At 54.3% G+C, this 26,453-nt stretch carries 22 protein-coding genes; 10 read left to right on the plus strand and 12 right to left on the minus strand.

Going from position 1 to position 26,453, the window contains the following annotated elements; genetic code table 11:
- Positions 1 to 540: 540 nt before the first annotated feature.
- Genes CEK60_RS10230 through nirD form a run of 3 tightly spaced genes read left to right on the plus strand, consistent with a single transcriptional unit; the run spans position 541 to position 4,809 of the window.
- Positions 541 to 1,860, plus strand: a complete 1,320-nt coding sequence (locus tag CEK60_RS10230) for an NAD(P)/FAD-dependent oxidoreductase (protein ID WP_089038928.1) — start codon at positions 541 to 543, stop codon at positions 1,858 to 1,860.
- Positions 1,860 to 4,382 carry a nitrite reductase large subunit NirB gene (gene nirB, locus CEK60_RS10235; protein WP_089038929.1) on the plus strand — a complete coding sequence of 841 codons (2,523 nt, stop codon included), beginning with the start codon at positions 1,860 to 1,862 and terminating at the stop codon, positions 4,380 to 4,382. Before CEK60_RS10230 ends, nirB begins: the two co-directional genes overlap by 1 nt.
- A gap of 37 nt (positions 4,383 to 4,419) precedes the next feature.
- On the plus strand, positions 4,420 to 4,809 hold the full coding sequence (gene nirD, locus CEK60_RS10240) for a nitrite reductase small subunit NirD (RefSeq protein ID WP_089038930.1): 390 nt from the start codon (positions 4,420 to 4,422) through the stop codon (positions 4,807 to 4,809).
- A gap of 23 nt (positions 4,810 to 4,832) precedes the next feature.
- Here the strand turns inward: nirD and CEK60_RS10245 are convergent, their stop codons facing one another.
- Positions 4,833 to 5,720, minus strand: coding sequence for a MurR/RpiR family transcriptional regulator (locus tag CEK60_RS10245; RefSeq protein ID WP_089038931.1), 888 nt, complete (start codon positions 5,718 to 5,720; stop codon positions 4,833 to 4,835).
- Between the two features lie 188 nt (positions 5,721 to 5,908).
- On the opposite strand from CEK60_RS10245, the gene CEK60_RS10250 reads away from it, so the two are divergent.
- Together CEK60_RS10250 and CEK60_RS10255 are read left to right on the plus strand one after the other, a co-directional pair.
- On the plus strand, positions 5,909 to 7,234 hold the full coding sequence (locus CEK60_RS10250; protein WP_089038932.1) for an aspartate aminotransferase family protein: 1,326 nt from the start codon (positions 5,909 to 5,911) through the stop codon (positions 7,232 to 7,234).
- Positions 7,235 to 7,266: 32 nt separating this feature from the next.
- A complete protein-coding gene (locus CEK60_RS10255) occupies positions 7,267 to 7,821 on the plus strand; it encodes a carboxymuconolactone decarboxylase family protein (protein ID WP_089038933.1) in 555 nt (184 codons plus the stop codon).
- 291 nt (positions 7,822 to 8,112) lie between these two features.
- Here CEK60_RS10255 and CEK60_RS10260 read toward each other — a convergent pair whose 3' ends face one another.
- Complete coding sequence (locus CEK60_RS10260) at positions 8,113 to 8,631, minus strand: GNAT family N-acetyltransferase (protein WP_089038934.1); 519 nt, start codon at positions 8,629 to 8,631, stop codon at positions 8,113 to 8,115.
- Positions 8,632 to 8,773: 142 nt separating this feature from the next.
- On the opposite strand from CEK60_RS10260, the gene CEK60_RS10265 reads away from it, so the two are divergent.
- Positions 8,774 to 9,709, plus strand: a complete 936-nt coding sequence (locus CEK60_RS10265; protein WP_089038935.1) for a cation diffusion facilitator family transporter — start codon at positions 8,774 to 8,776, stop codon at positions 9,707 to 9,709.
- 83 nt (positions 9,710 to 9,792) lie between these two features.
- Here the strand turns inward: CEK60_RS10265 and CEK60_RS10270 are convergent, their stop codons facing one another.
- Together CEK60_RS10270 and CEK60_RS10275 are read right to left on the minus strand one after the other, a co-directional pair.
- Positions 9,793 to 11,220 (minus strand): Glu/Leu/Phe/Val family dehydrogenase, encoded by a 1,428-nt coding sequence (locus CEK60_RS10270; RefSeq protein ID WP_089038936.1) that lies wholly within the window; start codon positions 11,218 to 11,220, stop codon positions 9,793 to 9,795.
- Between the two features lie 233 nt (positions 11,221 to 11,453).
- Positions 11,454 to 12,614, minus strand: a complete 1,161-nt coding sequence (locus CEK60_RS10275; RefSeq protein WP_089038937.1) for an MFS transporter — start codon at positions 12,612 to 12,614, stop codon at positions 11,454 to 11,456.
- A gap of 136 nt (positions 12,615 to 12,750) precedes the next feature.
- Between CEK60_RS10275 and CEK60_RS10280 the strand changes: the two genes are divergently transcribed.
- The gene (locus CEK60_RS10280) at positions 12,751 to 14,127 is read left to right on the plus strand and encodes an aminotransferase-like domain-containing protein (RefSeq protein WP_089038938.1); all 1,377 of its coding nucleotides are present in this window, start codon (positions 12,751 to 12,753) and stop codon (positions 14,125 to 14,127) included.
- 12 nt (positions 14,128 to 14,139) lie between these two features.
- Here CEK60_RS10280 and CEK60_RS10285 read toward each other — a convergent pair whose 3' ends face one another.
- A complete protein-coding gene (locus tag CEK60_RS10285) occupies positions 14,140 to 14,904 on the minus strand; it encodes a metallophosphoesterase (protein ID WP_089038939.1) in 765 nt (254 codons plus the stop codon).
- A gap of 34 nt (positions 14,905 to 14,938) precedes the next feature.
- Complete coding sequence (locus CEK60_RS10290; RefSeq protein WP_089038940.1) at positions 14,939 to 15,766, minus strand: alpha/beta fold hydrolase; 828 nt, start codon at positions 15,764 to 15,766, stop codon at positions 14,939 to 14,941.
- Positions 15,767 to 16,371: 605 nt separating this feature from the next.
- Here CEK60_RS10290 and CEK60_RS22805 point away from each other — a divergent pair.
- Positions 16,372 to 16,494, plus strand: coding sequence for a hypothetical protein (locus CEK60_RS22805; RefSeq protein WP_264298800.1), 123 nt, complete (start codon positions 16,372 to 16,374; stop codon positions 16,492 to 16,494).
- Positions 16,495 to 16,551: 57 nt separating this feature from the next.
- Here CEK60_RS22805 and speG read toward each other — a convergent pair whose 3' ends face one another.
- Positions 16,552 to 17,076 carry a spermidine N1-acetyltransferase gene (gene speG / locus CEK60_RS10295; protein WP_038481953.1) on the minus strand — a complete coding sequence of 175 codons (525 nt, stop codon included), beginning with the start codon at positions 17,074 to 17,076 and terminating at the stop codon, positions 16,552 to 16,554.
- A 98-nt stretch (positions 17,077 to 17,174) separates the two neighbouring features.
- On the opposite strand from speG, the gene ltaE reads away from it, so the two are divergent.
- Complete coding sequence (gene ltaE, locus CEK60_RS10300) at positions 17,175 to 18,182, plus strand: low-specificity L-threonine aldolase (protein ID WP_089038941.1); 1,008 nt, start codon at positions 17,175 to 17,177, stop codon at positions 18,180 to 18,182.
- A gap of 16 nt (positions 18,183 to 18,198) precedes the next feature.
- On the opposite strand, the gene CEK60_RS10305 is transcribed toward ltaE, so the two are convergent.
- The 4 genes from CEK60_RS10305 to fhuB form a co-directional block, all read right to left on the minus strand.
- Positions 18,199 to 18,810, minus strand: a complete 612-nt coding sequence (locus CEK60_RS10305) for a LysE/ArgO family amino acid transporter (protein WP_089038942.1) — start codon at positions 18,808 to 18,810, stop codon at positions 18,199 to 18,201.
- Positions 18,811 to 18,985: 175 nt separating this feature from the next.
- Positions 18,986 to 20,644, minus strand: coding sequence for a multidrug ABC transporter permease/ATP-binding protein (locus CEK60_RS10310; protein WP_089038943.1), 1,659 nt, complete (start codon positions 20,642 to 20,644; stop codon positions 18,986 to 18,988).
- A gap of 46 nt (positions 20,645 to 20,690) precedes the next feature.
- Positions 20,691 to 21,470, minus strand: coding sequence for a siderophore-iron reductase FhuF (gene fhuF / locus CEK60_RS10315; RefSeq protein ID WP_089038944.1), 780 nt, complete (start codon positions 21,468 to 21,470; stop codon positions 20,691 to 20,693).
- Complete coding sequence (fhuB, locus tag CEK60_RS10320; RefSeq protein WP_089038945.1) at positions 21,467 to 23,467, minus strand: Fe(3+)-hydroxamate ABC transporter permease FhuB; 2,001 nt, start codon at positions 23,465 to 23,467, stop codon at positions 21,467 to 21,469. Before fhuB ends, fhuF begins: the two co-directional genes overlap by 4 nt.
- A 175-nt stretch (positions 23,468 to 23,642) precedes the next feature.
- On the opposite strand from fhuB, the gene CEK60_RS10325 reads away from it, so the two are divergent.
- On the plus strand, positions 23,643 to 24,575 hold the full coding sequence (locus CEK60_RS10325; RefSeq protein WP_089038946.1) for a siderophore-interacting protein: 933 nt from the start codon (positions 23,643 to 23,645) through the stop codon (positions 24,573 to 24,575).
- A gap of 56 nt (positions 24,576 to 24,631) precedes the next feature.
- On the opposite strand, the gene CEK60_RS10330 is transcribed toward CEK60_RS10325, so the two are convergent.
- Positions 24,632 to 26,290: a cyclic peptide export ABC transporter gene (locus tag CEK60_RS10330; protein WP_089038947.1), complete on the minus strand. Its 1,659-nt coding sequence runs from the start codon at positions 26,288 to 26,290 to the stop codon at positions 24,632 to 24,634.
- Positions 26,291 to 26,453: the final 163 nt, after the last annotated feature.

Genomic DNA, 26,453 nt, shown 5'->3' on the forward strand with positions numbered 1-26,453 from the left:
TCGTTATTTTTCTAACAGCTTTGGAATTGTTCTCTGCCATCGCCTAGCAATGAGTGCTTATTGCTTGTTAACTTACTTATTGCCTTGGAAACTGCAAAAGCCAAGCCGAAAACTGATTAATTTAAATTTAATCATTTAAAAACAAAAACTTAAAAAATAAAAAACCATTTCACGACGTTCTTTTTTACACTCTGCACACGCTAAACGGTGTGTGAGAGTGCACGCCACCGCCCTTTTCGCACCATCACCGTGCAGCCTATCCGAAGAGTCGTGTCACCAACCTTCCACCGACAACACCTAAATAGCTGAAATTAATTAAAAAAACATGCTAGATGGCCAGTTGGCCAGCTCCTTGCTTCAGACAGCGTAAGGTTTTTAATCAGTTGGCAGCCAATGGCGGTTGTCGCGCGTTTAAAAAGACGCTATCGGGCAACGACGCCCCTGTTACGTACGCTTTTGCAATGCTTTGCAAAGAGGTGCGCGACAGGGGCGTTTTTTGTTTGGTGCTCAAGCAGCCGCAACGACATAGAGGAGCCCCCCATGGAAACCACTTCCCGGTGCTCGCCCAACGATCATCAAAACGACCATCTGGTGATCATTGGCAATGGTATGGCAAGCCACCGCCTAATTGAGGCATTGGTAAAACAGCCCACACGCCCCCAGCGCATCACGGTGATTGGTGCAGAGCCAACCCCAGCCTATAACCGTATTCTGCTTTCGCCACTGCTGGCCGGTGAAATGCAGCAGGAGGCACTTTCCCTGCGCGATGCCCAGTGGTACGCCGACCAGGGCGTTACGCTGATAGTGGGTGAAAAGGTCGAGACGCTTGATCGCGCAAGCCAAACGTTGACCACCAATAGCGGCCGATCGCTTGATTACGATCATTTGGTCATCGCCACCGGGTCGCGCCCAGCGCTGCCCGACATTCCCGGGATTGAGCTTGAGGGCGTACACGGCTTTCGCGACCTGCAGGACGCCGAAGCACTAGAAACCATCGCTCAACAGGGCGGTGATGCAGTGGTGATTGGCGGCGGCCTACTGGGTCTTGAAGCGGCTGAAGGACTGCGTAAACGCGGCAGTGATATCAAGGTGAGCGTGCTCCAGCGCAGCGAGCGGCTGATGAACCGTCAGTTGGATGTTACCGCTGCTCATCTACTTAAAGACACCCTCACTCAGCGCGGTTTACAGATCATCACTGGCGCGCAGTTAGCGCGGTTAGAGAGCGACGGCCTGGGCCGGGTCGCCAAGGTGCATCTTGCCGATGGCCGCCAGTTGAACGCCTCCAGCGTGATCGTTGCTGCGGGCATTACTGCCAATGCGGAACTTGGCCGCCAGGCAGGTCTGCGCACGGATCGAGCGATTGTGGTGGACGAATGGCTCACCACCAGCGACCCGGCGATCTCAGCGCTGGGCGAGTGCTGCCAGTTTGAGGGCACCACCTACGGCTTAGTGGAGCCGATCTGGCGACAGGTAGAAGTGCTCGCCGCGACGCTGTGCGGCACGCCTAGCCAAGGCTACGCAGATGCCCCCAGCGCCACCAAACTCAAAATCAGCGGTGTGGCGCTCTACGCCTTTGGCCCCACCGAGGCTAGCGCCGAGCATGAAGTACTGAATTACCACGACCTTGAGCGCGGCGACTACCGCCGCCTGCTGCTGCGCAACGGCCAGATTGAAGGCGCGGTGCTTTACGGCGACACCAGCCAAGGCCCCTGGTACTTCGAGCAGGCGCTCGCGGGCACCGACCTCAACGCTTACCGCCAAGCCCTACTCTTTGGTGGTGCTGATGTCGAGGTGCTCCAGGCAGGCATGGCTGACCAGCAGAACGCCCCTTCCCATCTACCGATCTCAGAGGTGGCATAATGTCTACCCAAAAACTGGCAACTCCCGAACAGCTTATTATTATTGGTAATGGCATGGTCGGCCACCACTTGGTCGAGCAGCTCGTCGATAACGCTGCCCTTGAGCGCTATCAGGTCACCGTGTTTGGCGAAGAGCGCCATCGCGCTTATGACCGTGTGCATCTGTCTGAATACTTCAGTGGCCGCGATGCCGACTCGCTCGCGCTTTGCGAAGCGGATTACTACGCCACCAGCGGCGTTGAACTGCGCACAAGCGAAGCCGTCATTGAGATCGACCGCAACTCACAAGAGGTGGTCACCGAACAAGGCCGTTACCCTTACGACCGCGTGGTGCTGGCAACCGGCTCGTTCCCATTTGTGCCGCCGATTCCCGGTAACGACCGCGATGGTTGTTTGGTGTATCGCACCCTGGACGACCTAGACGCCATTCAGGCCGCCGCCGAAAACGCCACCACCGGTGTGGTCGTAGGCGGTGGTCTGCTGGGCTTGGAAGCCGCTAACGCCCTGCGCGGCCTGAACCTGGATACTGCCGTTGTAGAGTTCGCAGCACGCCTGATGCCGATGCAGGTGGATAACGAAGGCGGCGAGCTGCTGCGCGAAAAAATCGAAGCGCTGGGCGTACAGGTGCTTCTTGAACGGGCCACACAGCGTATTGAAGATGGCGAGGCAAGCCGCCACCGCATGGTTTTCCAAGACGACAAAGTACTGGAAACCGACCTGATTGTGTTCTCAGCAGGTATTCGCCCCCGCGACCAGTTGGCCCGTGACTGCGGCCTGGAAATTGGTGAGCGCGGCGGAGTGGTAGTGGATAACCAGTGCCTCACCAGCGACCCGGCCATTCTGGCGATTGGTGAAGTGGCGCTATGGAACCAGAGCATTTTTGGCCTGGTCGCCCCTGGTTATCAAATGGCCAAGGCAGCGTTTTCGACGCTGACCGGTGGCGATACTCAGTTTGGCGGCGCGGATATGAGCACCAAGCTCAAGCTGCTGGGCGTGGATGTGGGCTCGATAGGTGACGCCCATGGCAACCAAAATCCTGGCGCGCGAATGTTCCGCTACTTAGACCCGATCAAGCAGGAGTATCGCAAGCTGGTGGTCTCTAGCGACGGTAAAAAGCTGCTCGGCGCCATGCTAGTGGGCAATAACAGCGTCTACGACACGCTGCTGCAGTACTACTCCAATGGCATTGAGTTACCCGACGAGCCCGCCGCATTGATTCTGCCCCAAAGCAGCGGCGCTGCGCCCACTCTCGGCCCCGGTGCGCTGCCGGAAACCGCCTCCATCTGCTCTTGCCACAACGTCACTAAAGGCGATATTTGCGCCACTATTGACGCTGGCGCGGTGGATCTAGGCGGTGTCAAAGCGGCCACCAAAGCCAGCACCGGCTGCGGCGGCTGCACAGCGCTGCTCAAAAGCGTGGTTGACCATGAGCTGGAAGCCCGCGGCGTAGAGGTTGATAAATCGATTTGCGAGCACTTCGCCCATACCCGCCAGGAGCTTTACGATATTGTGCGTGTGGAAGGCATCAAAACCTTCAGCGAATTGATCGAAAAACACGGCAATCAAGACACCCACTGCCTGGGCTGCGACATCTGCAAACCTGCTGTGGCGTCCATTCTAGCCTCCTGCTTCAATGAGCCGATCACCGACGCGGCGCATATTCCTCTGCAGGATACCAACGACACCTTTATGGCCAACATGCAGAAAAACGGCACTTACTCGGTGGTGCCGCGTGTGGCCGGTGGCGAGATCACCCCAGACAAACTCATCGTGCTGGGCGAAGTGGCCAAAAAATACAGCCTCTACTCGAAGGTTACTGGCGGCCAGCGCATCGACTTGTTCGGCGCCCGTCTGGAAGACCTGCCAGATATCTGGGGCGAGTTGATTGCTGCAGGTTTCGAGACGGGCCACGCTTACGGTAAATCGCTGCGTACGGTGAAATCCTGCGTGGGCAGCACCTGGTGCCGCTACGGTGTTCAGGACAGCGTCGGCATGGCGATCTGGCTCGAGAACCGCTACAAAGGCCTGCGTTCACCGCACAAGATCAAGTTTGGCGTTTCCGGCTGCACCCGTGAGTGTGCCGAAGCCCAGAGCAAAGACATTGGCATTATCGCCACCGAAAACGGCTGGAACCTCTACGTGTGTGGTAACGGTGGCATGCGCCCCCGCCACGCCGAATTGTTTGCTACCGACCTAGACGACGAACAGCTCTACCGCACCATTGACCGCTTCTTGATGTTCTACGTGCGCACCGCCGACCGTTTGCAGCGCACCTCGGTGTGGCGCGAAAACCTCGACGGCGGCCTGGAGTACCTAAAAGAGGTAATTTTGGAAGATAGCTTAGGCATTAACGATGAGTTAGAGCGTCAGATGCAAAGCGTGGTGGACACCTACCAGTGTGAGTGGGCGGATGCCATCAGCGACCCAGAGAAGCTTAAACGCTTCCGCAGCTTTGTTAACGACGACCGCCCGGATCCTTCGATCATCATGACTTCCGAGCGTGGCCAACTGCGTCCCGCTTAAACACTACATATTCGCAAACCAGACAACGAGGTAACTGATGACCGCGACCGCACTCAAGCACACCGTAAGCACCGACACCTGGCAGCCGCTCTGCGCTAAAGCTGACCTAGTGGCATTTTCCGGCGTCGCTGCTTGGTTGAACACCTCAGAAGGCCCAGCCCAAGTGGCCATTTTCTACTTACCGAGGCAGCGCTCCCAAGGACAGGAGAAAGAACTCTACGCCCTTGACCACTTTGATCCGTTTTCTAACGCTAACGTCATTGCCCGCGGCATTATCGGTGATGTTAAAGGCAACCCGGTGGTTGCCTCGCCACTCTATAAGCAGCATTTTCGCCTTGAAGATGGCCAATGCTTAGAGGATGAGGACGTCAAGCTGCGTACCTGGAAAGTCGCGTTTAGGGGCGAGGAGGTATGGGTGGAGGGGTAACTGACAGTGGCTTTACGATGGCGTCACTCCCGGCGAGGAATAGCGCTCGCGTAGGTATTCAGGCTCAAGAAATGCTCATCCGCCCGCTGCAACGCATCAAGTGCCTGTTGTCGGTCATCTTCTGCCAATAAGGTGCACAGTACTTCGGAGATGGCTAAGGCGGGCGTTAACGTATGGAAAAAGCTGTCGCTTTCCGTGGGGCAAAAAATCGTCTGCTCTGACAGCCCTACCAGTGGCGATACTTCACTATCGGTGATCGACAGAATCGTCAGCCCCTTGTCTTTTGCCAACTGCGTCAGTTCCAGTGTCGCTACTGCGTAGGGTTTGACGGAGACAACCAGCAAGGCATCTTCGGGCGTGGCGCGAATTAGCGCATCACCGCCGGTTCCCGCCAGCCCATCCAAGTGAACCGAGCGGTCCCCCAACAGTGACATAACGTAATGGAAATGCCACGCCACGGAATGGCATGAGCGCAAGCCTAGCACATACACTTTTCTCGCTGATTTCAGCGTATTAGCGATGGCTTCCAACCTTTGCAGTGAGTCAGGCTCACAGAGCCGGGTAATCTGAGCACTCAGCCCATGCAGCATATGCGCGGCGATATTGCCGTCGGCCGAGGCTCTAGCGCCCTCGTTTCGCTGGCGAACCTTAGCGGCAAAGCCATCACTTCCCCGCCGCAGCGCTGCCACATAGTGCTCGCGAATATCATCGTATCCTTGCTTGCCCAGAAACTTTGCAAGCCGTGTCATGGTGGCAGGCTGCACCGCCGCATGGCGCGCCAACTCGCGCATAGAAACCAGTGCCACCTCATCAGGGTGTTCCAGCACGTAGCGGGCAGCCTGCTGGAGCTGCGGCGACATGGCATCGTACTGGGCGATAATCTGCTCCCTTAAAGGGTCGCGCTGCGGCATGTGTGTTGCCTCTTATACGGCTTGTTAAAACAGCCGCCGATTTAAACGTTACTGTTGTCAAAAAACAATGATCTATATGTTTTACTAAAAACACAAATGATTCAATTGTTGCATTAATAAGCCAAACTGTGCCAATCTTCTCCTTATGGCGTGCTCACATCGCTAAGTGACCCTAAGGAACCGTTTCCATGACTCGTATTCTTCATCGCAGTATCGGCCCAACTCTCCCCCATGCCGCGTCGGCTCAAGGCGTCTACATTACAGACACCACTGGGCGCCGATACCTAGATGCCTCAGGAGGCGCTGCGGTCACCAGTGTGGGGCACGCCCATCCGGAAGTACTGGCGGCGATGCGCGCTCAAATTGATAACCTCTGCTACGCGCATACGTCTTTTTTCACCACCGACGCTGCCGAAGCGCTTGCCGAGAAGCTTGTCAATTTGTCACCTGAAGGATTGAATTACGTCTATCTCGTGTCAGGCGGATCAGAGGCCGTTGAAGCGGCGCTGAAGATGGCACGGCAGTACTTCGTAGAAATTGGCGCCCCCCAGCGCAGGCACATCATTGCCAGGCGCCAGAGTTACCACGGCAACACAATTGGTGCATTGGCAACCGGTGGCAATGCGATGCGGCGTAAGCAGTTTCAGCCCATCCTGCCAGAAACTCATCATGTCTCCCCCTGCTATGCCTATCGCGAGAAAGGCGCCGATGAATCGCCAGAGGCTTACGCTATTCGGCTTGCCGACGAACTCGAAGCAAAAATTCTCGAACTCGGCCCTGAAGAAGTCATGGCGTTCGTTGCCGAGCCCGTTGTAGGCGCCACCCTTGGCGCTGTCGCCTCTGTCGCTGATTACTTTAAACGTGTGCGTGCGATTTGCGACAAATACGGCGTGCTATTGATACTCGACGAAGTGATGTGCGGCATGGGGCGCACCGGCACGGTCTTCGCCTGCGAGCAAGACGGCGTCATACCGGATATCGTCACGATAGCCAAAGGTTTGGGTGGGGGTTATCAGCCGATCGGTGCAGTGATGCTGTCCGACAAAATCTACGACAGCTTTGCCAATGGCTCTGGCCTGTTCCAGCACGGGCATACTTACATCGGCCACCCTGTTGCCGCGGCAGCCGCTAACAAAGTGGTTGAAATCATTGCGCGCCCCGAGACACTCGCCAATGTAAACGCCATGGGCGCGAGATTACACAGCGGCTTGGAAGCCGTTCTCGGTGCATCCCCTTATGTCGGCGATATCCGGGGAAGAGGGCTGTTTCGCGGTATCGAACTGGTGGCGGATCGGGACACTAAAACACCTTTCGATCCGAGCCGAAAGATCCACGCCAAGATTAAGCGACAGGCTATGGCGCGAGGACTGATCAGCTATCCTATGGGCGGCACCATTGATGGTATTCACGGCGATCATATTTTGCTGGCACCGCCTTATATTATTGAAGCCGATGATGTCGACCTAATCATTGAGCGTATTGCCGACGCCATCAACGCCGCCATCGCCGAGTGATGGCACGCAACCTATCTGAATGGAGCTCACCCATGACGCCCTCTCCCTGCCCGCCTATTGCTGATGCCGACTGGCCAAACGAAGCCGCTGAATTACGCGAAGACTTTGCTGGCGCGCTCAATGTCTATCGCACCATGGCCCATCACCCGGATTTACTCAAAGCCTGGGCACCTTTGCGTCAGCATGTTGTTAAGGAAAATGCCTTAGGGCCAGAATTAACCGAGGTGGTGATTCTACGCGCGGGCCTACGCATGGGGTCACGTTACGAGTGGGCTCATCACGTTAGCCGGGCACTCGCTCTAGGATTCTCCACTGCACGAATCGACGCCATTAGAACTCGCCCCGAAGGCGTTGATGGTCTTATCGTCGACGCGGTGGATGCATTGTTTGACCAGCGAATGCTGTCCCCTGAGCAAGAAGCAGAGCTCGCAGATGCTATCGGACGCAAGGCCGTTATCGACCTAATTGCGATGGTGGGGTTTTATTCGGTATTGGGCTATCTGCTCAAGACTTACGACACACCGGTCGACGACAACATTCAACAAGAAGCGCAAAAAATGCCAACGCTATTTTCATTAACTTCGTAGGCATGCCTGCCCCTGGTGCAGGCTTCAACCTATCCCAGGGCAGACCATTAAGCACTTATGCATACGTTTGCGAGGATTCAGGTCTCATTAAATCAGTGGCTGCCCATGATCAGTGCCCGCTTAATTTTATTCAGGCACTCAAGGCTTATCATCTAATGTAGGAGGCCGCTTTTAGCGGGCGATGGCGGCGTAGCCGCCCTTGCTATAACTAGGTAAATCAGTTGAATCATCGTCGAAGTGTCGAACCAAAGCTAAAGCCCTATCTCACAACAATACATTTGTTTCTAAACACTACACATCTGTTTTTTGCATCACCACACAGTCAAGCTTCCGCCCTGCTACTACCGAATACTCAGGTAGCTTTTCCATTACTTCGAACCCAGCTTTTTTCAGTACCCGCTGTGAAGCGTGATTGTCTAAAGAAACAGTCGCCGTGAGCGTATTAATTTGGTAAACGCAACGAGCTTCGCTAATAAGATGGTTCAATGCCTTTTGCGCCAACCCATTACCACTCGCATGTTGGGCTATCCGATACCCCACCTTAGCGTAACCATTTTCTATCTCACGTAGGTTGGCGCGCCCAACTATCGCACCTTGATGTTGGATAATAAGCGGCCTCATGCGTCCTTGGGCATTTAACGCCAAGCACTCATTAATATGCTGGCTAATACCTTCAGGCGTGTAGAAGTGCTCCGCTCTGGCCTCTATATGCTGCTCAAACCAGCCACGTTCAGTGGCTTCGAACAACAATAGTTCAGCGGCATCTTCCGGAGCAATTTGTCTGAAGGAAAAAGCATCAGCATGGCGCATAAGCACATCTCTCCTTGGGTGCTAAATTAGTGCATCAAAGACTATCTCCATAGCCTTAGAATAAACAAATCACTGACATTGCGACCACTGATATTGCTATGCTTGCCAGCCTCTTGGGTAGTTAATATTGGAGCAAACGTTCGTGAAAACAGAATCCAGCACCTTAGCGTTTTCTGCCTTTATGGCGCTGCTGATTGGGTGTGCAGGTATCACTGCGACACTGGCATCTAACTCCCAGGCTATTTTGCTGGATGGGTTATTTAACCTTATCTACTTTAGCGTAGCGCTGGTCACCATCAAGGTTAGTAAGCTAGCCAGCCGACCCGATAGCGAGTCCTACCCATTTGGCTACAGCTACTTCGAGTCACTGGTAAATCTATGCAAAGGCTTATTGATATTAGGCGTTTCCATCTTTGCATTGGTGGACGCCATCGCTGCGTTACTGACAGGTGGCCGGGAGATCTCAGCGGGGCTTGCGGTTATCTACGCACTGTTTGCCACCGCCGCTTGCTCGCTCACCGCTTGGGTAATGCACCGCAGTCAGCGCCACGTTAGTAGCCCGCTGGTGGCTGCAGACAAGCTTAACTGGCTGGTGAACAGTGTTATCTCGGCTGCCGTGCTGGCAGCGTTCTGCTTAGTGATGCTGTTTGAGCGCCTTGACTGGCGGGATATCGTACCTTATGTCGATTCACTGCTGGTGATGGCCGTGGTGTTGCTATGCCTTGGCGTACCGGTGCGTATGGCCTCCCAAGCACTGCGAGAACTGCTCAATAAAACGCCCGACGAAGCAGTCGCCGAGCCTGTGCGTCAGGCGGTTGCTCGTGGACTTGCCGATATCGACACCCAGGAAGTGCGAGTGCGCATGGTACGCCCTGGTCGCCTGCTATATATCATGGTCCACGTGGTGCTACCCAAAGCACTGCATGAGTCTACGCTTGCCCATCAAGATGCCCTACGCCAGCAAATTGATGAAGAAGCACGCCGCATTTACTCGCCGGTCGTCTGCGATGTGGTCTTTACCGAAGACGATCGCTGGGCAGCGCCTTCCTGCGGGCAGTTAGTGAAGAAACACACTTAATCCCACCACATTAAAAAGCGGCCTGTGGGCCGCTTTGAATGCTAGTACTGCCGTTATAAACCCCTTAAAAACATAACCCTCTGTTAAACACCGATATCGCGGTAGTGGCGGGCAACTTTCTCGATGGCGATCAGATAAGCCGCCATGCGGTAGTCGTTAACTTTTGGGTTTTCATTACGGGTGCGAATAATCTCTTGCAGCGCCAAACGCATGGTGTCGTCCAACCCAGAACGGACTAGATCAAACTCATCGGCGCCGCGGGCTAGCTCATCAGCCAGATGATCTGGCACCTTATGGCCCGTTGATTCTTCAATCGCCCGAATAATGTGCTGGCCACGTGCTTCATGAAAACGTTTATCGAGCCTGCCAAAGCGAACGTGATTCAGGTTACGAATCCACTCAAAGTAGGAAACCACTACGCCACCAGCGTTGCAGTACGCATCGGGGATAATCTCAATCCCCCGCTGTTGAAGAACTTTATCTGCTTCATAGGTAACCGGGCCATTGGCAGCTTCAGCAATAAGCGGCGCTTGGATATGGTGTGCATTCCCGGCATTGATAACGCCTTCCAATGCCGCTGGAATAAGAATATCGCAGGCACGTTCTAACGCCTTACTGCCATCTTCTTGGTACTCAGCTGCCGGATACCCCTTAACCCCACCGGTCTCAGCGATATACTCACGCACGGCCTTCACATCTAAACCATCGTCGTTAACCAAGGCGCCATCACGTTCGATGATCGCGGTAATCAAGCAGTTATCTTCGGTTTGCAGAAAATGCGCGGCGTGATAGCCCACATTGCCTACCCCCTGCACCACGACTCGTTTGCCAGCCAAGCTGCCAGACAGGCCACAACGCTTGATTTCTTCTGGATGGCGGAAAAGTTCGCGCAACGCATACTGCACCCCGCGTCCGGTCGCCTCGTTGCGACCTCGCACACCACCATGTTCGACCGGCTTCCCGGTTAACGCCCCCATGTAGTTGATGTCATTAGGAAACATCTGGCGGTAGGTATCTACCATCCAGCCCATTTCACGCGGCCCTGTGCCCATATCCGGAGCGGGAACGTTGCTGGCAGGGCTTAGATACCCTTTATTGATCAGCTCGCGCGCAAAACGCCGCGTAATGGCTTCCAGCTGTTTTTGAGTGTACTTGCTCGGATCAATGATCAGCCCACCCTTTGAACCGCCGAACGGCACGTCGACAATCGCGCACTTATAGGTCATCAGCGCCGCCAGAGCCTCAACTTCGTCCTGATCAACCATCATCGCAAAACGAATACCGCCTTTTGAGGGCAGACGGTGATCACTATGGGTGGCTCGCCAGCCCGTAAACATTTCAATCTTGCCGTCGATATCAATCGGAAATGATACCTGCACTACGCTCTGGCATACCTTCAGAGCGTTTCCAATGCCCTCTTCCAGCTCCATGATGTCGATGGCGTGATCCACCATGTGCTCGACACTTTCACGAAAAGACATACCCTGCTGGGCGAACTTAGTATCACTCATTAGTGGCGCTCCATTGCTGCGTTGTTTTTATCAGTATGATGATCAGTGCTGTTTCGGGGATAACCACGCTTCTCTTTGTGCTATAAGGTTTTAGCTGGTTTAAACTCCCTCAACTCACTGACTCTAACAAAGCCTCTACGCCAGCAACTTTCAACTATTGTTAAATAGTCTCAGCATATAAAACGCCACTAAATTTTTCGTCAGCTATTTGCTTAAAGAACCACGCAGCCAGCCTAATCCATTAGCACTTGGCGGTACTCTCGTTGATTCTGGATAACTAACCAGAGTGTTGCGAAAACTCCCCCCAATAAGGCAACTCCAAACAGCGTTAGTGCCGCGTTATGCCCTAGGGCATCGATAAGCACTCCCGTTGTGACCACAGGAATACTGAAACCAATGTAGGCCATTAGAAAATATCCAGCGCTTGCCTGGGTAGAAGATGGGCCAGCCACGGCTAACACGCCACTTAACCCGCCCAGGTAAATAAAGCCGTAACAGGCGCTGCTAGCCATGACCGTGCCTAGTAGTAATATGGGTAAGTGCCCCGCGATAGCTCCCCAAGCAATCAGCCCATAAGCCGGTGGCAGAATCGCAAGTCCTAATAACGTAGACCGATATGACGATAACTTTCTGGCCCAGGGTTGAAATAACACGCCACAGCTGCAAATACCGAAAACAGCGAAACCACTCCAAACGCTTAAACCATGCTGCTCTAATGCGGAAGGCAATATGGCAATCACCAACCCCACCGTGGCCCAGGCAATTAAAATCGCAAAGCCAAATCGAATAGCCCCTTTTGGGTAACTGGGCAAACGTAACATGCTGCCTTTCGGCCCACTCGGCATGCTTTTACGCAGCGTCAACACGCCAATTAATGCGAAAGCGCTAATACATAGATATAACCACAAACTGGGGGGCGTTAAGCTAGGCGTAGTAACGATAAAAACGCTGGTCACCGCTGCCCCTAAACCGAAGCCAAGCGCGCTGCTAATCGTGACATAACTGGTAGAAGCTTGCTTATCATCGCCTTGCCATAATTGTTGCATATAGGCTGGCGCTACCGCGGATGCCAACGCGGTCCCCACCCCAAGCAGAAAACGCGCCACGCCTAGCATTACGATGCCAGGCGCTATTAGCATCAGGGAAGTGGCCAGCATATTAAGCAGTAACGCAGCGACTATGATTGCTTTGTAACCTACCCGCTCGGCCAAGCCATTAAGCCCCAGCAATACAGGCATCACCCCTGCGACGTAACTGGCAAAAGCAATTGTCGTGGCACCAACACCAACCCCGCCTTGCGCTGCCAACGCACCATATAGCGGTGCCTGCAAATTAACGGCCGTGGTGATCATACATAGCCCGAAAGCAAGGCGGGCTGCGCTGTACTGGTTCATGCATTAACTCACTTGAGATTGCTAAAAGAACCATAAAGCTCGCACGCTTATTCAAGCGGGGTAAGATACACTGGGCCACTATTATTGAGGCACTGTTCCGGTTTTTTAATGAACAGTTGATCCAGCAGGACTATATATGAAGTTAACAGTTGATCGGCATGCCAATACGCCTATTGCACAGCAACTTGAAGAGGCGATCAGCACTTGGATTAAACAAAACAAACCTGGTAATGGCAGCCGCCTACCCTCGATTCGCTATTTAGCTGCGACACATCACGTTAGCCGCAATGCGGCTATTGAAGCTTACGAGCGTTTAATCGCGGCAGGGTTGGTCCGCTCAAAACCGGGGGCAGGATTTTTTGTTGCCGATAGTCCACCAAGCGAGCATCAAACAGTTTCCAGCCCACTGCAGGAAGTGACCAACGGGCTTTGGGGGCTTTTTAGTGCGGATGAGACGGCCCTGCCCCTTGGATGTGGCTGGTTACCCAGTCATTGGCGAGAGAGCGATGATTTAACCTATGCGATCCGCCAAGTTGCGCGTATGAATCGTGCGGACATTTTTGAATACAGTACCCCCCAAGGCCCCACGGCGTTACGGCAGTTAATACAAGAGCGACTTCGGCTTTTAGCGATCACGGCAAATCATCAGCAAATTGTCACCACCAGCGGCAGCAGTCATTCGCTAGATTTATTGGTGCGCTTGCTTCTCGAACCCGGAGACGTTGTCTTCGTGGAATCACCAGGCTATTACAACCTATTTGGCCTGCTACATCTGCAACGTGTTCGTGTTATCGGCGTGCCTCGCTTAGCCGACGGTCCTGACCTTGAACGCTTAGAAGAATTACTTGCAGAGCATCGGCCGACGCTTTTTTATACCAACAGCGTTTTTCAAAACCCCACAGGGGGAACGCTAACGCCCACCATTGCGCATCGCTTATTACAATTAGCCGAGCAGTACGATTTCAAACTGATAGAAGATGATATATACGCAGACTTTCAACATACGCCAAGTGCTCGCTTAGCTGCGTTAGATGGCCTTAGCCGGGTTATTTACTTGGGCAGTTTTTCAAAAAGCCTCTCCTCTTCGCTGCGCGTTGGTTATATCGCGGCGCCTTCTTCAATGGTGCAACGCATTGTCGATATCAAAATGCTAACCAGCATTTCTTCTTCACGCTTTGCAGAGCAAGTCATTACCACCATGCTTCAAAATGGTAGCTACCGAAAGCTGACGGAGCGGTTAAGTGCTAGGCTTTCCAACCACATGTCTATGGCGCTTGCGATGCTCAAAGATGCCAGTTGGGATGTTTATACTGAGCCGACCGGCGGGATGTTTGTGTGGGCAAAGCCACCGGCAGCGATAACATCTGAACGATTGAGTGAACTGGCTGATGACTGGAAAGTTACCCTGTCGCCTGGACATTTATTCTTTGCCGATCATCAGCCAACGCCCTGGCGGCGACTCAACGTTGCTTATATGCAGGATCCAAGAGCGAAAGGGTTTATTGAAGGATAATTCAATGACCTATCAATCAACCTCCACCACCAAACTCGGCTCAAACAGCTCTAGCGTGAACTCATAAGGATAACCGCCTGGATTAGCGATGACGCGCGTGCCGTTACATAAGGTATCGACGGGCTCATGAACATGGCCATGCACCCATAGGTCCATCTTGCCCATCAATTGAGGTAGGTGGGAGGCAAAGGCTGGGGACAATGCATCGCCAAGATACTGTTCAGGAATGCAGCTGTGTAAAGGTGCATGATGGCTAATAACAACGCGTGGCCCATCAAAGGGTTGCTCAAGCTCGTTACTAAGCCAAGCAAGTGCTTCAACGTGTAATGCTTGGCTAGCTTGAGGGGTAAAGACCTGATCTGGAGCTGTTGTCACGATGCTAAAATCGGGCATATAGCGCAACGCTTTAGCGTCGGTCTCTGCCGGGTTGTGCGTTGGGTCATCGGCATAGAGCGCAAAATCAGTCCATAACGTGGTGCCATAAAAACGCACTCCCCCGATAGTCACCGCTCGATTATCCAGCAACTCAATATTGTAGTGCTTGGCTTCGATGGCGAGCTCTTCACGGAGTAGCGGCATGCAGGTACCGTAAAACTCATGGTTGCCCGGCACATATAAAATAGGCATTTCTGGAAACCGCTGTCTGGCCCAGGCAAGCCCTTCCGTTTTCTGATGAATATCGCCCGCCAAGATGATGAGATCGGCCTCTACCTCTGGCAATTCGCGGTCTCCATCAAAAAACTCCAAATGAAGGTCGGATAAAATTCGTAAGCGCATAGTATTCCTCACTTTTCCCTGTGTAACGGTCGTTTTATGGCGTAAGCCGCTCAATAAACTCGCTAACATAGTGAACAACCACAGCTTCAACTTCACGGTGTGGCACATGCCCAACGCCCGGCAGTATTTCACTGTGTGCAGAACCTCGGGTATAGCGAGCGATGCGTTCAGGTTGGCGATGCGAACCATATTCATCGTTTTCACCATGAAGCACCAGCGTGGGGCAGTGAACGCGCTGAAGAGCAGGAGTAAGCGACCAGTGTTCAAATGCTGGATGTAACCACGTGTCTATCCAGCCATTCAGTACCCAACGAGCTTTATCACCGTGATACTTTTCTAATTTGGCAAATTGTTCCGGCATTTGAAAGGCAGCCCGTGCCTCTTCAATACCTTGTCGCGTGCGTGGCTCATTTAACGCCTGCGCTGCAATGGTAATCACTCCTTGGCACTGCTCTACATACTGCCCTGCACAGTGCACCGCCATACAACCGCCAACGCTATGTCCCAGCGCAATAAAATGCGTTAACTGAAACGCGTTCTGAAGTGCCGCAAAGCTAGTAGAGGGTTCATCGTCGATAAAGCTCAGCAGTGGCGGTGCCAGGCACGCATCGGAGCGCCCAAACCCTAGACGGTCATAAGCAATCACTCGTCGTTGGGTCGCCGCACATAGCGCTGCGGGAAAGCTACGCCATAAATCCACACAGCCTAACGAGTCATGGAGCAGGACAATGGGCACGTCCGAGCGTAAATGAGACGTTTCCCAAGTACGAGTAAACAGGCGACCACGTGGAGTTGCCACCCAGCGGTCTTGGAAGATAGGTTCAGGATTGAGAGTGTCAGAATCGGGAGTTGTTGGCACCATGATATAACTCGTTGTTTTATTGATTAGTTATAGGTATGTCATCAGCATACCATTCTAGGTACATAAGATTGTGCACCGCTTTCTTTGTTAACAATGGCTAAAATGCTGCACTGCAACAAAAATAGCCTATACTCTAGGTGTGTCCCAATAGGAGGACCACCTTATGATCCCTACATTCGAATTATCGACACAAGATGACGAGGTACTCGCTTTTTGGCACCGTCAAGCCCATTGGCAGCATGCTGCTAATGAAGCATTAGCGGCCTATTTCGGCTAAAAGAAGCATTTTTTATCGCCATCTCTCCCCTATAGACGAAAAGATAACGACACAAGCCGACTTTTTTAGTCGGCTTTTTTATATTATGAAAACCTTTTCCATTCAAGGATGTAGGTGATCAGCCATTGTTTTTGTAAGCCATTTCTTACACGTCATAGCAATTTTCCTACATCTTTAGGACTAGCTTTAAGGGCTGAAATGCGCATAGACTTTAACCCGCAGCTAACTTGCTGCGCCGCACAAAGCAAACTATGTATAACTAAACTAGGGCCACTAGAGCCCAGGATGGCTGAACCGTCCCTCAACCTCTGAATTAGGAGTACTCGCCATGTCATCTTTCGCTGCTCAAGATCAGACAGTAGAAGTGGATGTGATGCAAGTTTGGGCTAATCGTGCCCAACAGCAACGCGCAGCTTTCGACGCCATCGCTGCTTATATGAGTCAGCAGTAAGCAACAACGCCTCAGCCTTTGGTTAATTTTCGGCCTGAGGTGTTGTCGTCTTGTTTATCAAGCCAACTGCGCTAAGTAAGTGTCCTGCAAGATATACATTCGCTTCACATCGCGATATTTGCCGTTGATGAAAAACTCTTCAACCAAATGCCCCTCCTCTATGAAGCCGCTCTCCTCGTAAAGATGAATAGCTTTAACGTTCTCCACCGCCACAATCAGGTATATTTTGTGTAGGTTTAAAATCGTGAACGAGTAGTGCAGCGCTTGGCGGATTAATGACCGGGCAAACCCTTTGCCCTGATGATCTGGCGTGATAATGATCTGAAATTCACCGCTGCGGTGAATGTAGTCGATTTCAATCAGCTCGACTAAACCAATAGCATGCCCATCGCTGTCCTCTGCTACAAAGCGCCGTTCGGCGTTGTCATGGATATGCTTGTTATAAAGCTCCTCGAGCTCATCAAATGATTCGTAAGGCTCTTCAAACCAATACGACATGATGCTCTGGTTATTATTTAGCTCGTGAACAAAGCGCAGATCGTTGCGTTCCAGGGCACGGAGCTTTAGATCGGTGGCGAGCATGACTCTGTCCTTTCTCTACGTATTGAGGTTTCGCTTTTCGCGCTGATCACACATGCAGTATGCTCGAAAAGAGTTTTTTGTCATCACAGGAGTTTCGCATGATTGACCTACGCAGTGACACGGTGACTCGGCCTTCCCCCGCCATGAAAGATGCCATGATGGCCGCTCCAGTGGGCGATGATGTATGGGGTGATGACCCAACGGTCAATACGTTTCAGGAAAAGCTAGCTGAGCAGGCAGGCAAGGAAGCGGCGCTGCTATTTCCAAGCGGCACACAAAGCAACCTAGTGGCACTAATGGCCCACTGCGAACGCGGCGATGAGTATATTGTAGGGCAGTCAGCCCATACTTATCGCTATGAAGGCGGTGGCGCAGCGGTGTTAGGCAGCATTCAACCGCAGCCAATTGAAAATGCCGCCGATGGCAGCCTGCCGTTAGAGAAAATAAGCGCAGCTATCAAAGCCGACGACTTCCACTTTGCCCGCACTAGGCTGCTAGCGCTGGAAAACACTATAGGTGGCAAAGTGCTGCCCGCCGAGTATGTGCTGAAAGCAACTGAATTGGCCCGTGAGCGCGGTTTGGCAACGCACCTGGACGGCGCACGGCTATTTAATGCAGCAGTAGCCACTGACACCTCGCTTAAACAGCTCTGCTTGCCGTTTGATAGCGTATCGCTGTGCTTTTCGAAAGGCCTGGGCGCTCCCATCGGCTCTGCCTTAGTGGGCTCGCAAGCCTTGATCGACCGCGCACGGCGCTGGCGTAAAATGGTTGGTGGTGGCATGCGCCAATCAGGCATTATCGCCGCCGCCTGCCAGTATGCTCTGGAGCACAATGTCGCTGACTTAGCCGACGACCATCGCCGTGCAGCACGCTTGGCGGAAGGCTTAGCGAAACTGCCCGGCGTCGAGATTACCGCTCAGGCAACCAATATGGTGTTCGCGCACTTTCCCGACGAACATGTGAAGCCACTCTCTGCTTGGCTGAAAGAGCATGGCATTTTGATTGAGCTACTTTATGCCACACGTTTTGTTGTCCACCGTGATATTGATGATGCCGATATAGATAAAGTAATCGCCGTTATGCAGAGCTACTTCAGCCGCCTCTAGTCAACCTTGAGACCTGTTAGAGCAACGTAGACCCCAGCGCTAAGTGTATGGCGATAGCCGCCATCATCAGGCCAATTAGCCCATCAATGGTACGCCACGCTACCGGGCGGGAAAGCCAAGGCGAAAGCGCGGCCCCGCCCCACGCTAGCAGACTGAACCAAAGAACAGAGGCAGTCGACGCACCGGCGACGAACACACCTGCGCTCTCCTGCTGAGCACCAATGGCAGGAATTAACAATAGCGTGTCCAGATACACCTGGGGGTTCAATACCGTCACGGCCAAGGTCGCCAACAGCACTCCGCGCAAGCTGCGCGCTTTTACGCTACCAGCCTGCAGCCCTTCGCGCCCGCTAACAGCCCGCAGTAATGCCTGTGCGGCCAGCCAGCTTAAAAACGCTACGCCTACCCAGCGCATGGCTTCCATCGCGTTCGGCATTGTCAGTAAAAACGCGCTAGCACCAAACATACCAGCGGTTAGCAAGATAATATCCGCGCTCATACACAGCCCCGCCGACCACCAGTGATGCTCACGGCGTACTGCCAACCCCAGCACGTAAGCATTTTGCGCCCCGATAGCCATGATGATACCGCCAGATACGACCAAGCCCGTTAAGTAACTTTCCCACATTGCCCTGTCCCCAGTACCAGAATTAGCGTCGCTTTAAAGAATCGTGGCACTAAGATAGCGGGCAACCTGAATAACAAAAAATCATCCTGCTAATGTGGCATTAGTTTTTCTTATATAGAAATCGTATTGATGGTTTGGGAAATAACGCTGGGTAATCGTACGGTGTATTAGCTAGCTACCCTGTCACCCTTGCCACCGCATCGCGGCTGGCCGCTTCTCGCTGTTCGCCGGTGAGTTCAACCAACCGTCCTTGGCGCATTTCCAGCAGCCGGTCGGCCTGGTCAAAGTAGTGATCATCATGGCTGATCACCACCAGCGTCTTACCCAGCGCTCGTAGCTGCGGCAGTAGCTCGCGGTAAAACACCCGTCGGAACTGCGGGTCTTGATCGGCGGCCCACTCGTCCAGCAGCAATAGGTCGCGCTGTTCAGCGACCGCCAACAGCATCGCCAAACGTTTGCGCTGCCCCTGGGAAAGGTTGATGTTGGTTATCCGATCGCCGTCAAAATCGAGTTTGTTGTGCATACCAAGGGCAGCCAGCCACTCCTCCACCAACATCGTATCGGGTGACTCCCCTTCAGGCCCCATCAAGCGGTCAAATAGATGCAGGTCGGTGTAAATAGCAGAGAAGTGCTGGCGGTAGGTCGTCCAGTCCTCCTCTTGCAGCGGCCTGCCATCGACCCGAACGCAGCCGCCTTGGGGTTGGTAAAGCCCAGTCAGCAGTCTCGCTAGGGTGGATTTTCCGCTGCCATTGCCGCCAATTAGAAACACTACTTCGCCGCGCTTTAAGGTCAAGTCGATAGGACCAATGGCAAAGCCTGGCCGTGCCTCTTCAGCGGGGTAACGATAGCAGACCTGTTCCAGTGCTAGCACCTGCCAGTCGTGGCGCTGTGTGTCACTATCAAAGGTATCGCGGTGTTCTGCTAGATCGAGCGCGCTGATTTTCTCGAACGCCACTCGGGCATTGATCAAGGGTGGAAAAGCGCCTATCGCTTGAATAAGTGGCGTACGCAGAAACAGCAGCGTAAGAGAGAAAGTGGTGGCCACCTGCACCGATGCCCACCCCAGGCCGTTGGCTAAAAAGAACACCACGCCGATGGCCCCCAGCATCATGATATTGAACCAGTTCACCGCGCTTAGATGGTAGGTATCGCCGCGAATGATATGGTGCCGATACTCTTCAGCGTTGGGGGTATAGACGTCGCGATACAACCATTCGGCTCGGTCGCGATTGAGCGCCAGTTCCTTACGCCCCTCAATCACCGATTGGTAATCTGCGTAGAGACGATCTTCAGACTCACGCAGCTTGGCCATATGCCGATAAACCCGAGCTACCAAACGCATGCCAATTAAAACCGTTACGATCACCCAGAGCGCGGTGACAGCCAGCATGGAAGGTGAAAGCCAGCCTAGATAAACCGTGACACCTATCGTCAGCACCCCGCCTTGTACCAACTCTGGCAAACGTACAAAGGCAACGGTGATATAGCGCACATCGCTGGATAAGCTGGCCAGCAAGCGCGCACTACCAATCTGCTCGACCCGCTCGATATTGGTATCCAGAATCCGCTTAATCAATTGCCCCCGCAGCCGATAGACGAAATAGTGCCCCAAAGTGGTCAGCGCCAATTGCGAGGCCAATGTTATTGCTAAGAGCAACACAATCAGCCCCAGGAATTCGGGCAGGATGCGCCAGGGATCGGTAAAGGTGCCCAATAGCCGCTGGTTGATAAAAGCGATAACACCGATACCCAAACCTGCACTGGCCAAACTAAGTAGTACCACGGCCACAAATGGCCAGCGATAATCACGCCATACAATCCTCAACAGCTCCATGAACAGGGCCTCCTGGCAGTTCGAAAAGTTAGCCGATATTTGAAAGCTAGCGTTGGCGTTTGGCCGGCTTATTCTCGGGTTTCAGCGGGCAACCGCCACACAGCGGCTCGCCGGGTAGCCGATATTTGATACAGCATAACCGCCGCACTCGAGCAGGCGTTTCACCGCCCAGCTCCAGATAACGCACCGGTTGATATAGCGGGTTACGACGCCCATCGGGGAGCGCCTTGGTGGCGAGATAATCCAACAGAGGGGCGCCCGCGCCAGCAAATTCCGGATGTTTCGAGCAGGTCTTGCCCACGAACTCCACGTAGTGACCAAGGTTGCTCCAGAACACTTTGGCAGAAAGCCCGGAGACCTCGGCCAACGCTTCGATAAGCGGAGCGCAGTGGTCATCGAATAGGCTGCTAAAGCGTGCCTGGAGCGCATTTGAGGCCAACGGCACGCCACCATGCGGCAGCCAGATGCGCGCCGTCTGACCGTGATCACCTAACGCCAGCCGCAGCTCCCCCCCGCCGACCGGCAGCTCATAGCCCAACAGCAGGTTGGCCACCAGCGTCGGAATCGCAACACTGCTGAAGTGAAATTTCGACCAGATTGAAGCGGCCGCCAGAAAGTCGGCGTCGTCACCGTGGTATCGGCGGTAACGCGAAAGCTGAGCGCCTAGCACCTTATGATCCAGCAGTTCAGAAGCTGCCAGCGTCGGTATATTAGGCTGACCAAACGCAGGTGCCTTTAAGTTATCCAACGGCGGCTGGCGATAGAGCGCCAACAAAGCATCTGCTGGATTCGTCGCTACCGGTAGCACGCTCGCCGCTTCGCTCATAGCCGCCGCAGCCCCCACATAAAGTAGGCACCGCCAATCAAAGAGGCGACCAAGCCCGCGGGCATCTCATAGGGGAAAATAATCTGACGACCTACCCAATCCGCTAACACCATTAATAGCATGCCGATCAACGCAGCACCCAGCAGGTGCTGCCCTGCCCGAGAGAAGCCGACCAAGCGCGCCATATGCGGTGCCAGCAGACCAATAAACGACAGCGGCCCCACCACCAAGGTGGCGCAGGCGGTTAGCAGCGCCACTAGTAATAGCAGCGCCAAACGGGCACGGTTGAGGGTTACCCCAAGCGCCTTAGCTGTCGGTGCGCCTAACGGCAAGATATCCAGCCAGCGAGTAAAGGGCAGCGTGACCAGCGCCAATACCGCGGCAATGCCGCCGACAACAATGGCATTGGTGACATCCACGTAATAGGTCGAGCCCGCCAGCCAAGCGATCACCTGCTGGCCCCGAGGATCGCCGCCCGCCAGCATCACGCTGCGCACCGCATCAAACAGGGCACTGACTGCCACCCCAGTGAGCAGCAAACGCTCGGGGAGATAACCGCTCTTGCGGTTGATGCCCACCAACACCAGCAGCGTCGCGAAAGCCCCCAGAGTTCCCACGCCAATCAGCATCATATTGGTGGGCGCGGGCAGTAAGAAGATCCCCAAAATTAGCGCAATGGCGCAGCCACCGCTGATACCCAATACCTCGGGGCTAGCCATAGGGTTGGCGGAAAGGCGCTGAAGAATCGTCCCGGCAATCGCCAGCATTAGTCCACTCGCCGCTGCCGCCATTACCCGCGGCATGCGCCACTGCATCACGTTCCAGTTATCCGGCGACAGTAAGTACCAGCCATCGACCCCCTGCCCCACCAGCAAGCCAAGCAATGTGGCGCCCAGTAGTGCGAGGAGTAAACCAGTCGCCAAACGGGAAGGCGAAGGATGGCGATGAGCAAAAACACCCGCCCCTTTCGGCGGCTGGTCGCCCTGCAGTTTCAGGCGCGGAATCAGCCACATTAACAACGGCGCCCCCAGGGCACCGGTAATCGCCCCGGTAGGAATAAAGGCCGCCACCATGCCACCGAAATGCTGTAGCAGCAGGTCAGTGGTGGCCAACAACACTGCCCCTAGTAACGTCGACCAAAGCAGCCGTGGCCCTAAGCGCCGCGCACCGGCCATGCGCACAATATTGGGCGCAGCCAAGCCGATAAAGCCGATGATACCCACCACGCTGACAATGCTACCGGTAATAAATACTGCCAACCCCATTCCCGCAAAACGCAGATAGGTCAGCGAGACCCCCAGGCTTTTAGCACTGGCATCGTCCAGTTCCAGCACCGCCAAAGGGCGTAGTAGAAACCAGGCTGCCACGCAGCTAATCGCCAGCCGTGGCCAGAGAACCGCCACGCCATCCCACCCATTTTGCGCCAGCGAACCCGCGCCCCAAATCAGCAGTCCTGAAAGCGCCTCGTGGTTAAACAGCAGCAGCGCTGTAGAAAGCGCCCCTAAGTACAGATTAACCACCAAGCCCGCCAGCACCACCACGATCGGCGCCAACCCGCGCCGCCACGAGAGCAGAAAAACTAACCCAACCGCCAGCGCTCCACCCGCTAAGGCAACCCATTCACGGCCCACTACCAATAGCCCTGGGGCCATAAGAGTGGCGGTCATCAACGCCAGGTTAGCACCCGATGCCACTCCTAGAGTGGTGGGCGAGGCCAGCGGGTTGCGCAACACTTGCTGCATCAGTACACCCGCCAACCCCAAGCCGCCCCCAGCTAGCAGCGCGATCGAGAGACGCGGCCACCACGCATAGTGAAGCAACAACTCGTCGACGTTCTCAAAGGAGGGCGCCACTAACGCCTGCACCCCCAGCATAAAACCGCCCTGTCCCTGCAGACCTACCCAAAACAGCACCACCATCGGCAAGCTAAGCAGCAGGCAAGCTTTTGCAGGCGACATCCCCCCCATTCGCTGGGTAACTTGCGCAGCGCTTAGCATAGCGAACAACCTCTTGTCATAGCCGGGCAGATCGCCACACAGGGCCTGATAGGCAGCAGAGTCATTTTCTTAGCCTTACTCTTTTCTGGAGTTGGTGGTTGAATTATCCGCAACGATTCTAAATGATAATAATTAGCACTACAATTAACACCATTTATTAATGGAGACAGCTACGATGGCGGCTAAACAGACCTACCAGCTTTTCGATATCACTCTCGCTCGGCGAACCCAAGTCAGCGCTTCATTAGTTAAGTTTACCTTTACGGGCCCAGATGTTGGTCACATGGCAACCTACGCCCCAGATCAGCGCGTCAAGCTATTCTTCCCCGAAGGCGGTGGCAGCCTCGACCCGCTGTTTGAGATTGCCAAGCTGGAAGAGCACGACTGGTACAGCGCCTACCGCGCACTGCCAGATGCCCAGCGTCCCTCTGCGCGCACCTACACCATTCGCGCCCTGCGCCCAGAGCAGGCTGAGGTGGATGTAGAGTTTGTGCTCCACGGCGACAATGGCCCTGCCTCACGCTGGGCAATGCACGCCCGTCCAGGTGACCGGCTAGCCATGACAGCCCCTGATGCTAACGCGGAAGGCCCCAAGCGGGGCTACGAATGGAAGCCACCCCAGGGCGTGCGCCGTATTCTGATCATCGCCGATGAAACCGCCCTCCCCGCTGCTGCCGGTATTCTAGAAACTCTTGATGAGCTGCCTCTCAAACCCAAGGTCGAAGCGCTGTTCGAAGTGCCCCACAGCAACGATGTTCAACCACTCCCCCAAACCGCCAAACTGCGCTGGCTGGCCCGCGATGCAGAGCAAGACTGCCAACACGGCGAGCTGCTGATGAGGGCGCTGCGTGATATTGATTTACATAAAGAAATTCAAGCACTAGGCGGAACACCTGCTAACACCACTACCAACGACGAAAGCGACAATGATGACGGCCCGCTCTGGGAACCCGCCACCCTAGATGACAGCGCGCCCTTCTACGCTTGGATCGCCGCTGAAACCAAGGTCGCCATGAAGCTGCGCCGCTACTTAGTCAACGAGTGCGGACTACCCAAGCAGTACGTTACCAGCATGGGCTACTGGCGCCTGGGCAAGGCCAATGGTTAAAGAAACAGCAAACATCACGATGGCTTAAAGACCGGGTACTGGCGTGCGCAGCAAGATCAAGTGGCCGGTGAGGGTTCCGCTAGCGGCTCTTGGGCAATCTCAGACTCGGTAGCCAGCAGCTTCCCGCTCTCCAGCCGCACCAATCGATCCGCTAGGTGGAAGTAGCGATCATCGTGGGTGATCACCAGCACCGCTTTGCCCATGCGCTTTAGCTCGGGCAACACCTCGCAGTAGAACACCTCTTTGAATAACGGATCTTGGTCCGCCGCCCACTCGTCAAACACCAAAAACGGGCGATCTTCAAGGTAGGCCACTACCAAGGCCAAGCGCTTACGCTGGCCCTGGGAGAGCGCCTGAGTGGTGAACGCGCCGTTTTCAACCCGCACCTTGTGCTGCAGATGCAGCTTGGCCAGCAAGCGGTTGCCCTCTTCGTCGAGATCTTCCCGCGGCGCTTCCAACAGCCTTTCGAAAAGATGGAAGTCAGAAAAGACGACCGAGAAGAGCTGCCGGTAGGCATCCCAACCATCCGCCTCGACACGCTCGCCATTGAGCAACACTTCGCCACCATCCGGCGGATAAAGCCCCACTACCACTTTGGCCAGCGTGGTCTTACCGCTACCGTTGCCCCCCACCAGAAACACCACTTCCCCCGGCGTAAAGCTCAGATTAATCGGCCCCAGCTCAAAGAAGTCATCGCTCTGCTCGTGGTAGTACTGATGGGTGACGTCGCGCAACTCAAGACGCTGCAAAGCAGGCACCTGAGGTGACGCCTGCCTCTCCTGCCCCTGGGGCATCTCTCGTGTGATGTTATCAATTCGGCTAGCGGCTACTCGCGCCATATTGATCCGCGGAATATTGATCAACAAGCCTTCAAGGGGAGTCACCATAAACACAAACACCAGCGCAAAACCGGTCATTACCTGAGTTTGGTTAGGCCCATCGCCCGCCAATACAAACAGTACCAAGCCAATAAAGGCGTACATCAGGAACTGCCCCCAACTGGTCGAGATCACAAACAGCGACATGCCATAGGTACGTAGCCGCCGCACTCCTTCAACCGACTCCCCCAATATCTGATCCATAAAGACCCGGCTCTTGCGCTGGTGCAGCCGCAACTCTTTCGCCCCATCGGTAAGCGCACGGAAGTGGCCAAACAGACGATCCTGCTCTGACGAGGCACTCTGGAGATAGTGAATAGCGCGCAAGTGCACCAAGTGGTAGCCGACAGCGCCCAAGCCAATCACCCCCAATGCAAACAAAAACACCTGCCAGGACAGCATCGCCAAGTAGCCCAAACATCCCACCACAATGACCGTATTAGTCAAAATCACCGGCAAGCTAACGAACAGTACCGCCACGTTGTTGCTGTGCTCGGTAAGCGCCGACTGAATCCGCGCGCTACCAACACGCTCGAACTGAGCAAAAGGGGTAACGGCCACACACTGGGCGATAAAACTGCGCAATTCAGCTAGGGCACGCTGCCCCAGCCGCTCAAACAACGCCGTCGACACCATTCGACAGACCATTAACGCCACAGCAATCCCCGCGAAGGCCCAAGCAGGGTTGATATGAGAGGCGGCACGGCTAGCGGCATCGCTGTTTAGCGCTGTATTAATTTGAGCAATCAGCAGCACGCTGAAAAGCCCCGAGAGAATACTGGCCAGGGCAGCGGCGGTCATCAGCCCGCGGGTTCGACGAAACAGATAGGAAAGCACATTCACCTCGTTGGAAAGCAATTGAAAACCGGCAGCTACCTTTAAAGACGAATCACTCCCGCAAAAAGTTAACCAATTTTTATGTAAACAAGCCTCATTCTCATTCGTCATTAGATAAGGAAGTCAGTAACGCCCTTCGATGTTTTTTTAATTGACACATCAG

Origin of the sequence: Halomonas sp. N3-2A (genome assembly GCF_002216165.1) — a bacterium.
GTDB lineage: Bacteria > Pseudomonadota > Gammaproteobacteria > Pseudomonadales > Halomonadaceae > Vreelandella.

What these genes read in the sequence shown, in the direction of transcription:
- CEK60_RS10255 (WP_089038933.1), top strand. Translation starts at nt 7,267, where the DNA reads ATGACGCCCTCTCCCTGCCCGCCTATTGCTGATGCCGACTGGCCAAAC.
- CEK60_RS10290 (WP_089038940.1), bottom strand. Translation starts at nt 15,766, where the DNA reads ATGGTGCCAACAACTCCCGATTCTGACACTCTCAATCCTGAACCTATC.
- nirD (WP_089038930.1), top strand. Translation starts at nt 4,420, where the DNA reads ATGACCGCGACCGCACTCAAGCACACCGTAAGCACCGACACCTGGCAG.
- fhuB (WP_089038945.1), bottom strand. Translation starts at nt 23,467, where the DNA reads ATGCTAAGCGCTGCGCAAGTTACCCAGCGAATGGGGGGGATGTCGCCT.
- ltaE (WP_089038941.1), top strand. Translation starts at nt 17,175, where the DNA reads ATGATTGACCTACGCAGTGACACGGTGACTCGGCCTTCCCCCGCCATG.
- CEK60_RS10305 (WP_089038942.1), bottom strand. Translation starts at nt 18,810, where the DNA reads ATGTGGGAAAGTTACTTAACGGGCTTGGTCGTATCTGGCGGTATCATC.
- CEK60_RS10310 (WP_089038943.1), bottom strand. Translation starts at nt 20,644, where the DNA reads ATGGAGCTGTTGAGGATTGTATGGCGTGATTATCGCTGGCCATTTGTG.
- fhuF (WP_089038944.1), bottom strand. Translation starts at nt 21,470, where the DNA reads ATGAGCGAAGCGGCGAGCGTGCTACCGGTAGCGACGAATCCAGCAGAT.
- CEK60_RS10230 (WP_089038928.1), top strand. Translation starts at nt 541, where the DNA reads ATGGAAACCACTTCCCGGTGCTCGCCCAACGATCATCAAAACGACCAT.
- CEK60_RS10285 (WP_089038939.1), bottom strand. Translation starts at nt 14,904, where the DNA reads ATGCGCTTACGAATTTTATCCGACCTTCATTTGGAGTTTTTTGATGGA.
- CEK60_RS10245 (WP_089038931.1), bottom strand. Translation starts at nt 5,720, where the DNA reads ATGCCGCAGCGCGACCCTTTAAGGGAGCAGATTATCGCCCAGTACGAT.
- CEK60_RS10280 (WP_089038938.1), top strand. Translation starts at nt 12,751, where the DNA reads ATGAAGTTAACAGTTGATCGGCATGCCAATACGCCTATTGCACAGCAA.
- CEK60_RS10260 (WP_089038934.1), bottom strand. Translation starts at nt 8,631, where the DNA reads ATGCGCCATGCTGATGCTTTTTCCTTCAGACAAATTGCTCCGGAAGAT.
- CEK60_RS10325 (WP_089038946.1), top strand. Translation starts at nt 23,643, where the DNA reads ATGGCGGCTAAACAGACCTACCAGCTTTTCGATATCACTCTCGCTCGG.
- CEK60_RS10250 (WP_089038932.1), top strand. Translation starts at nt 5,909, where the DNA reads ATGACTCGTATTCTTCATCGCAGTATCGGCCCAACTCTCCCCCATGCC.
- CEK60_RS10275 (WP_089038937.1), bottom strand. Translation starts at nt 12,614, where the DNA reads ATGAACCAGTACAGCGCAGCCCGCCTTGCTTTCGGGCTATGTATGATC.
- nirB (WP_089038929.1), top strand. Translation starts at nt 1,860, where the DNA reads ATGTCTACCCAAAAACTGGCAACTCCCGAACAGCTTATTATTATTGGT.
- CEK60_RS22805 (WP_264298800.1), top strand. Translation starts at nt 16,372, where the DNA reads ATGTCATCTTTCGCTGCTCAAGATCAGACAGTAGAAGTGGATGTGATG.
- speG (WP_038481953.1), bottom strand. Translation starts at nt 17,076, where the DNA reads ATGCTCGCCACCGATCTAAAGCTCCGTGCCCTGGAACGCAACGATCTG.
- CEK60_RS10270 (WP_089038936.1), bottom strand. Translation starts at nt 11,220, where the DNA reads ATGAGTGATACTAAGTTCGCCCAGCAGGGTATGTCTTTTCGTGAAAGT.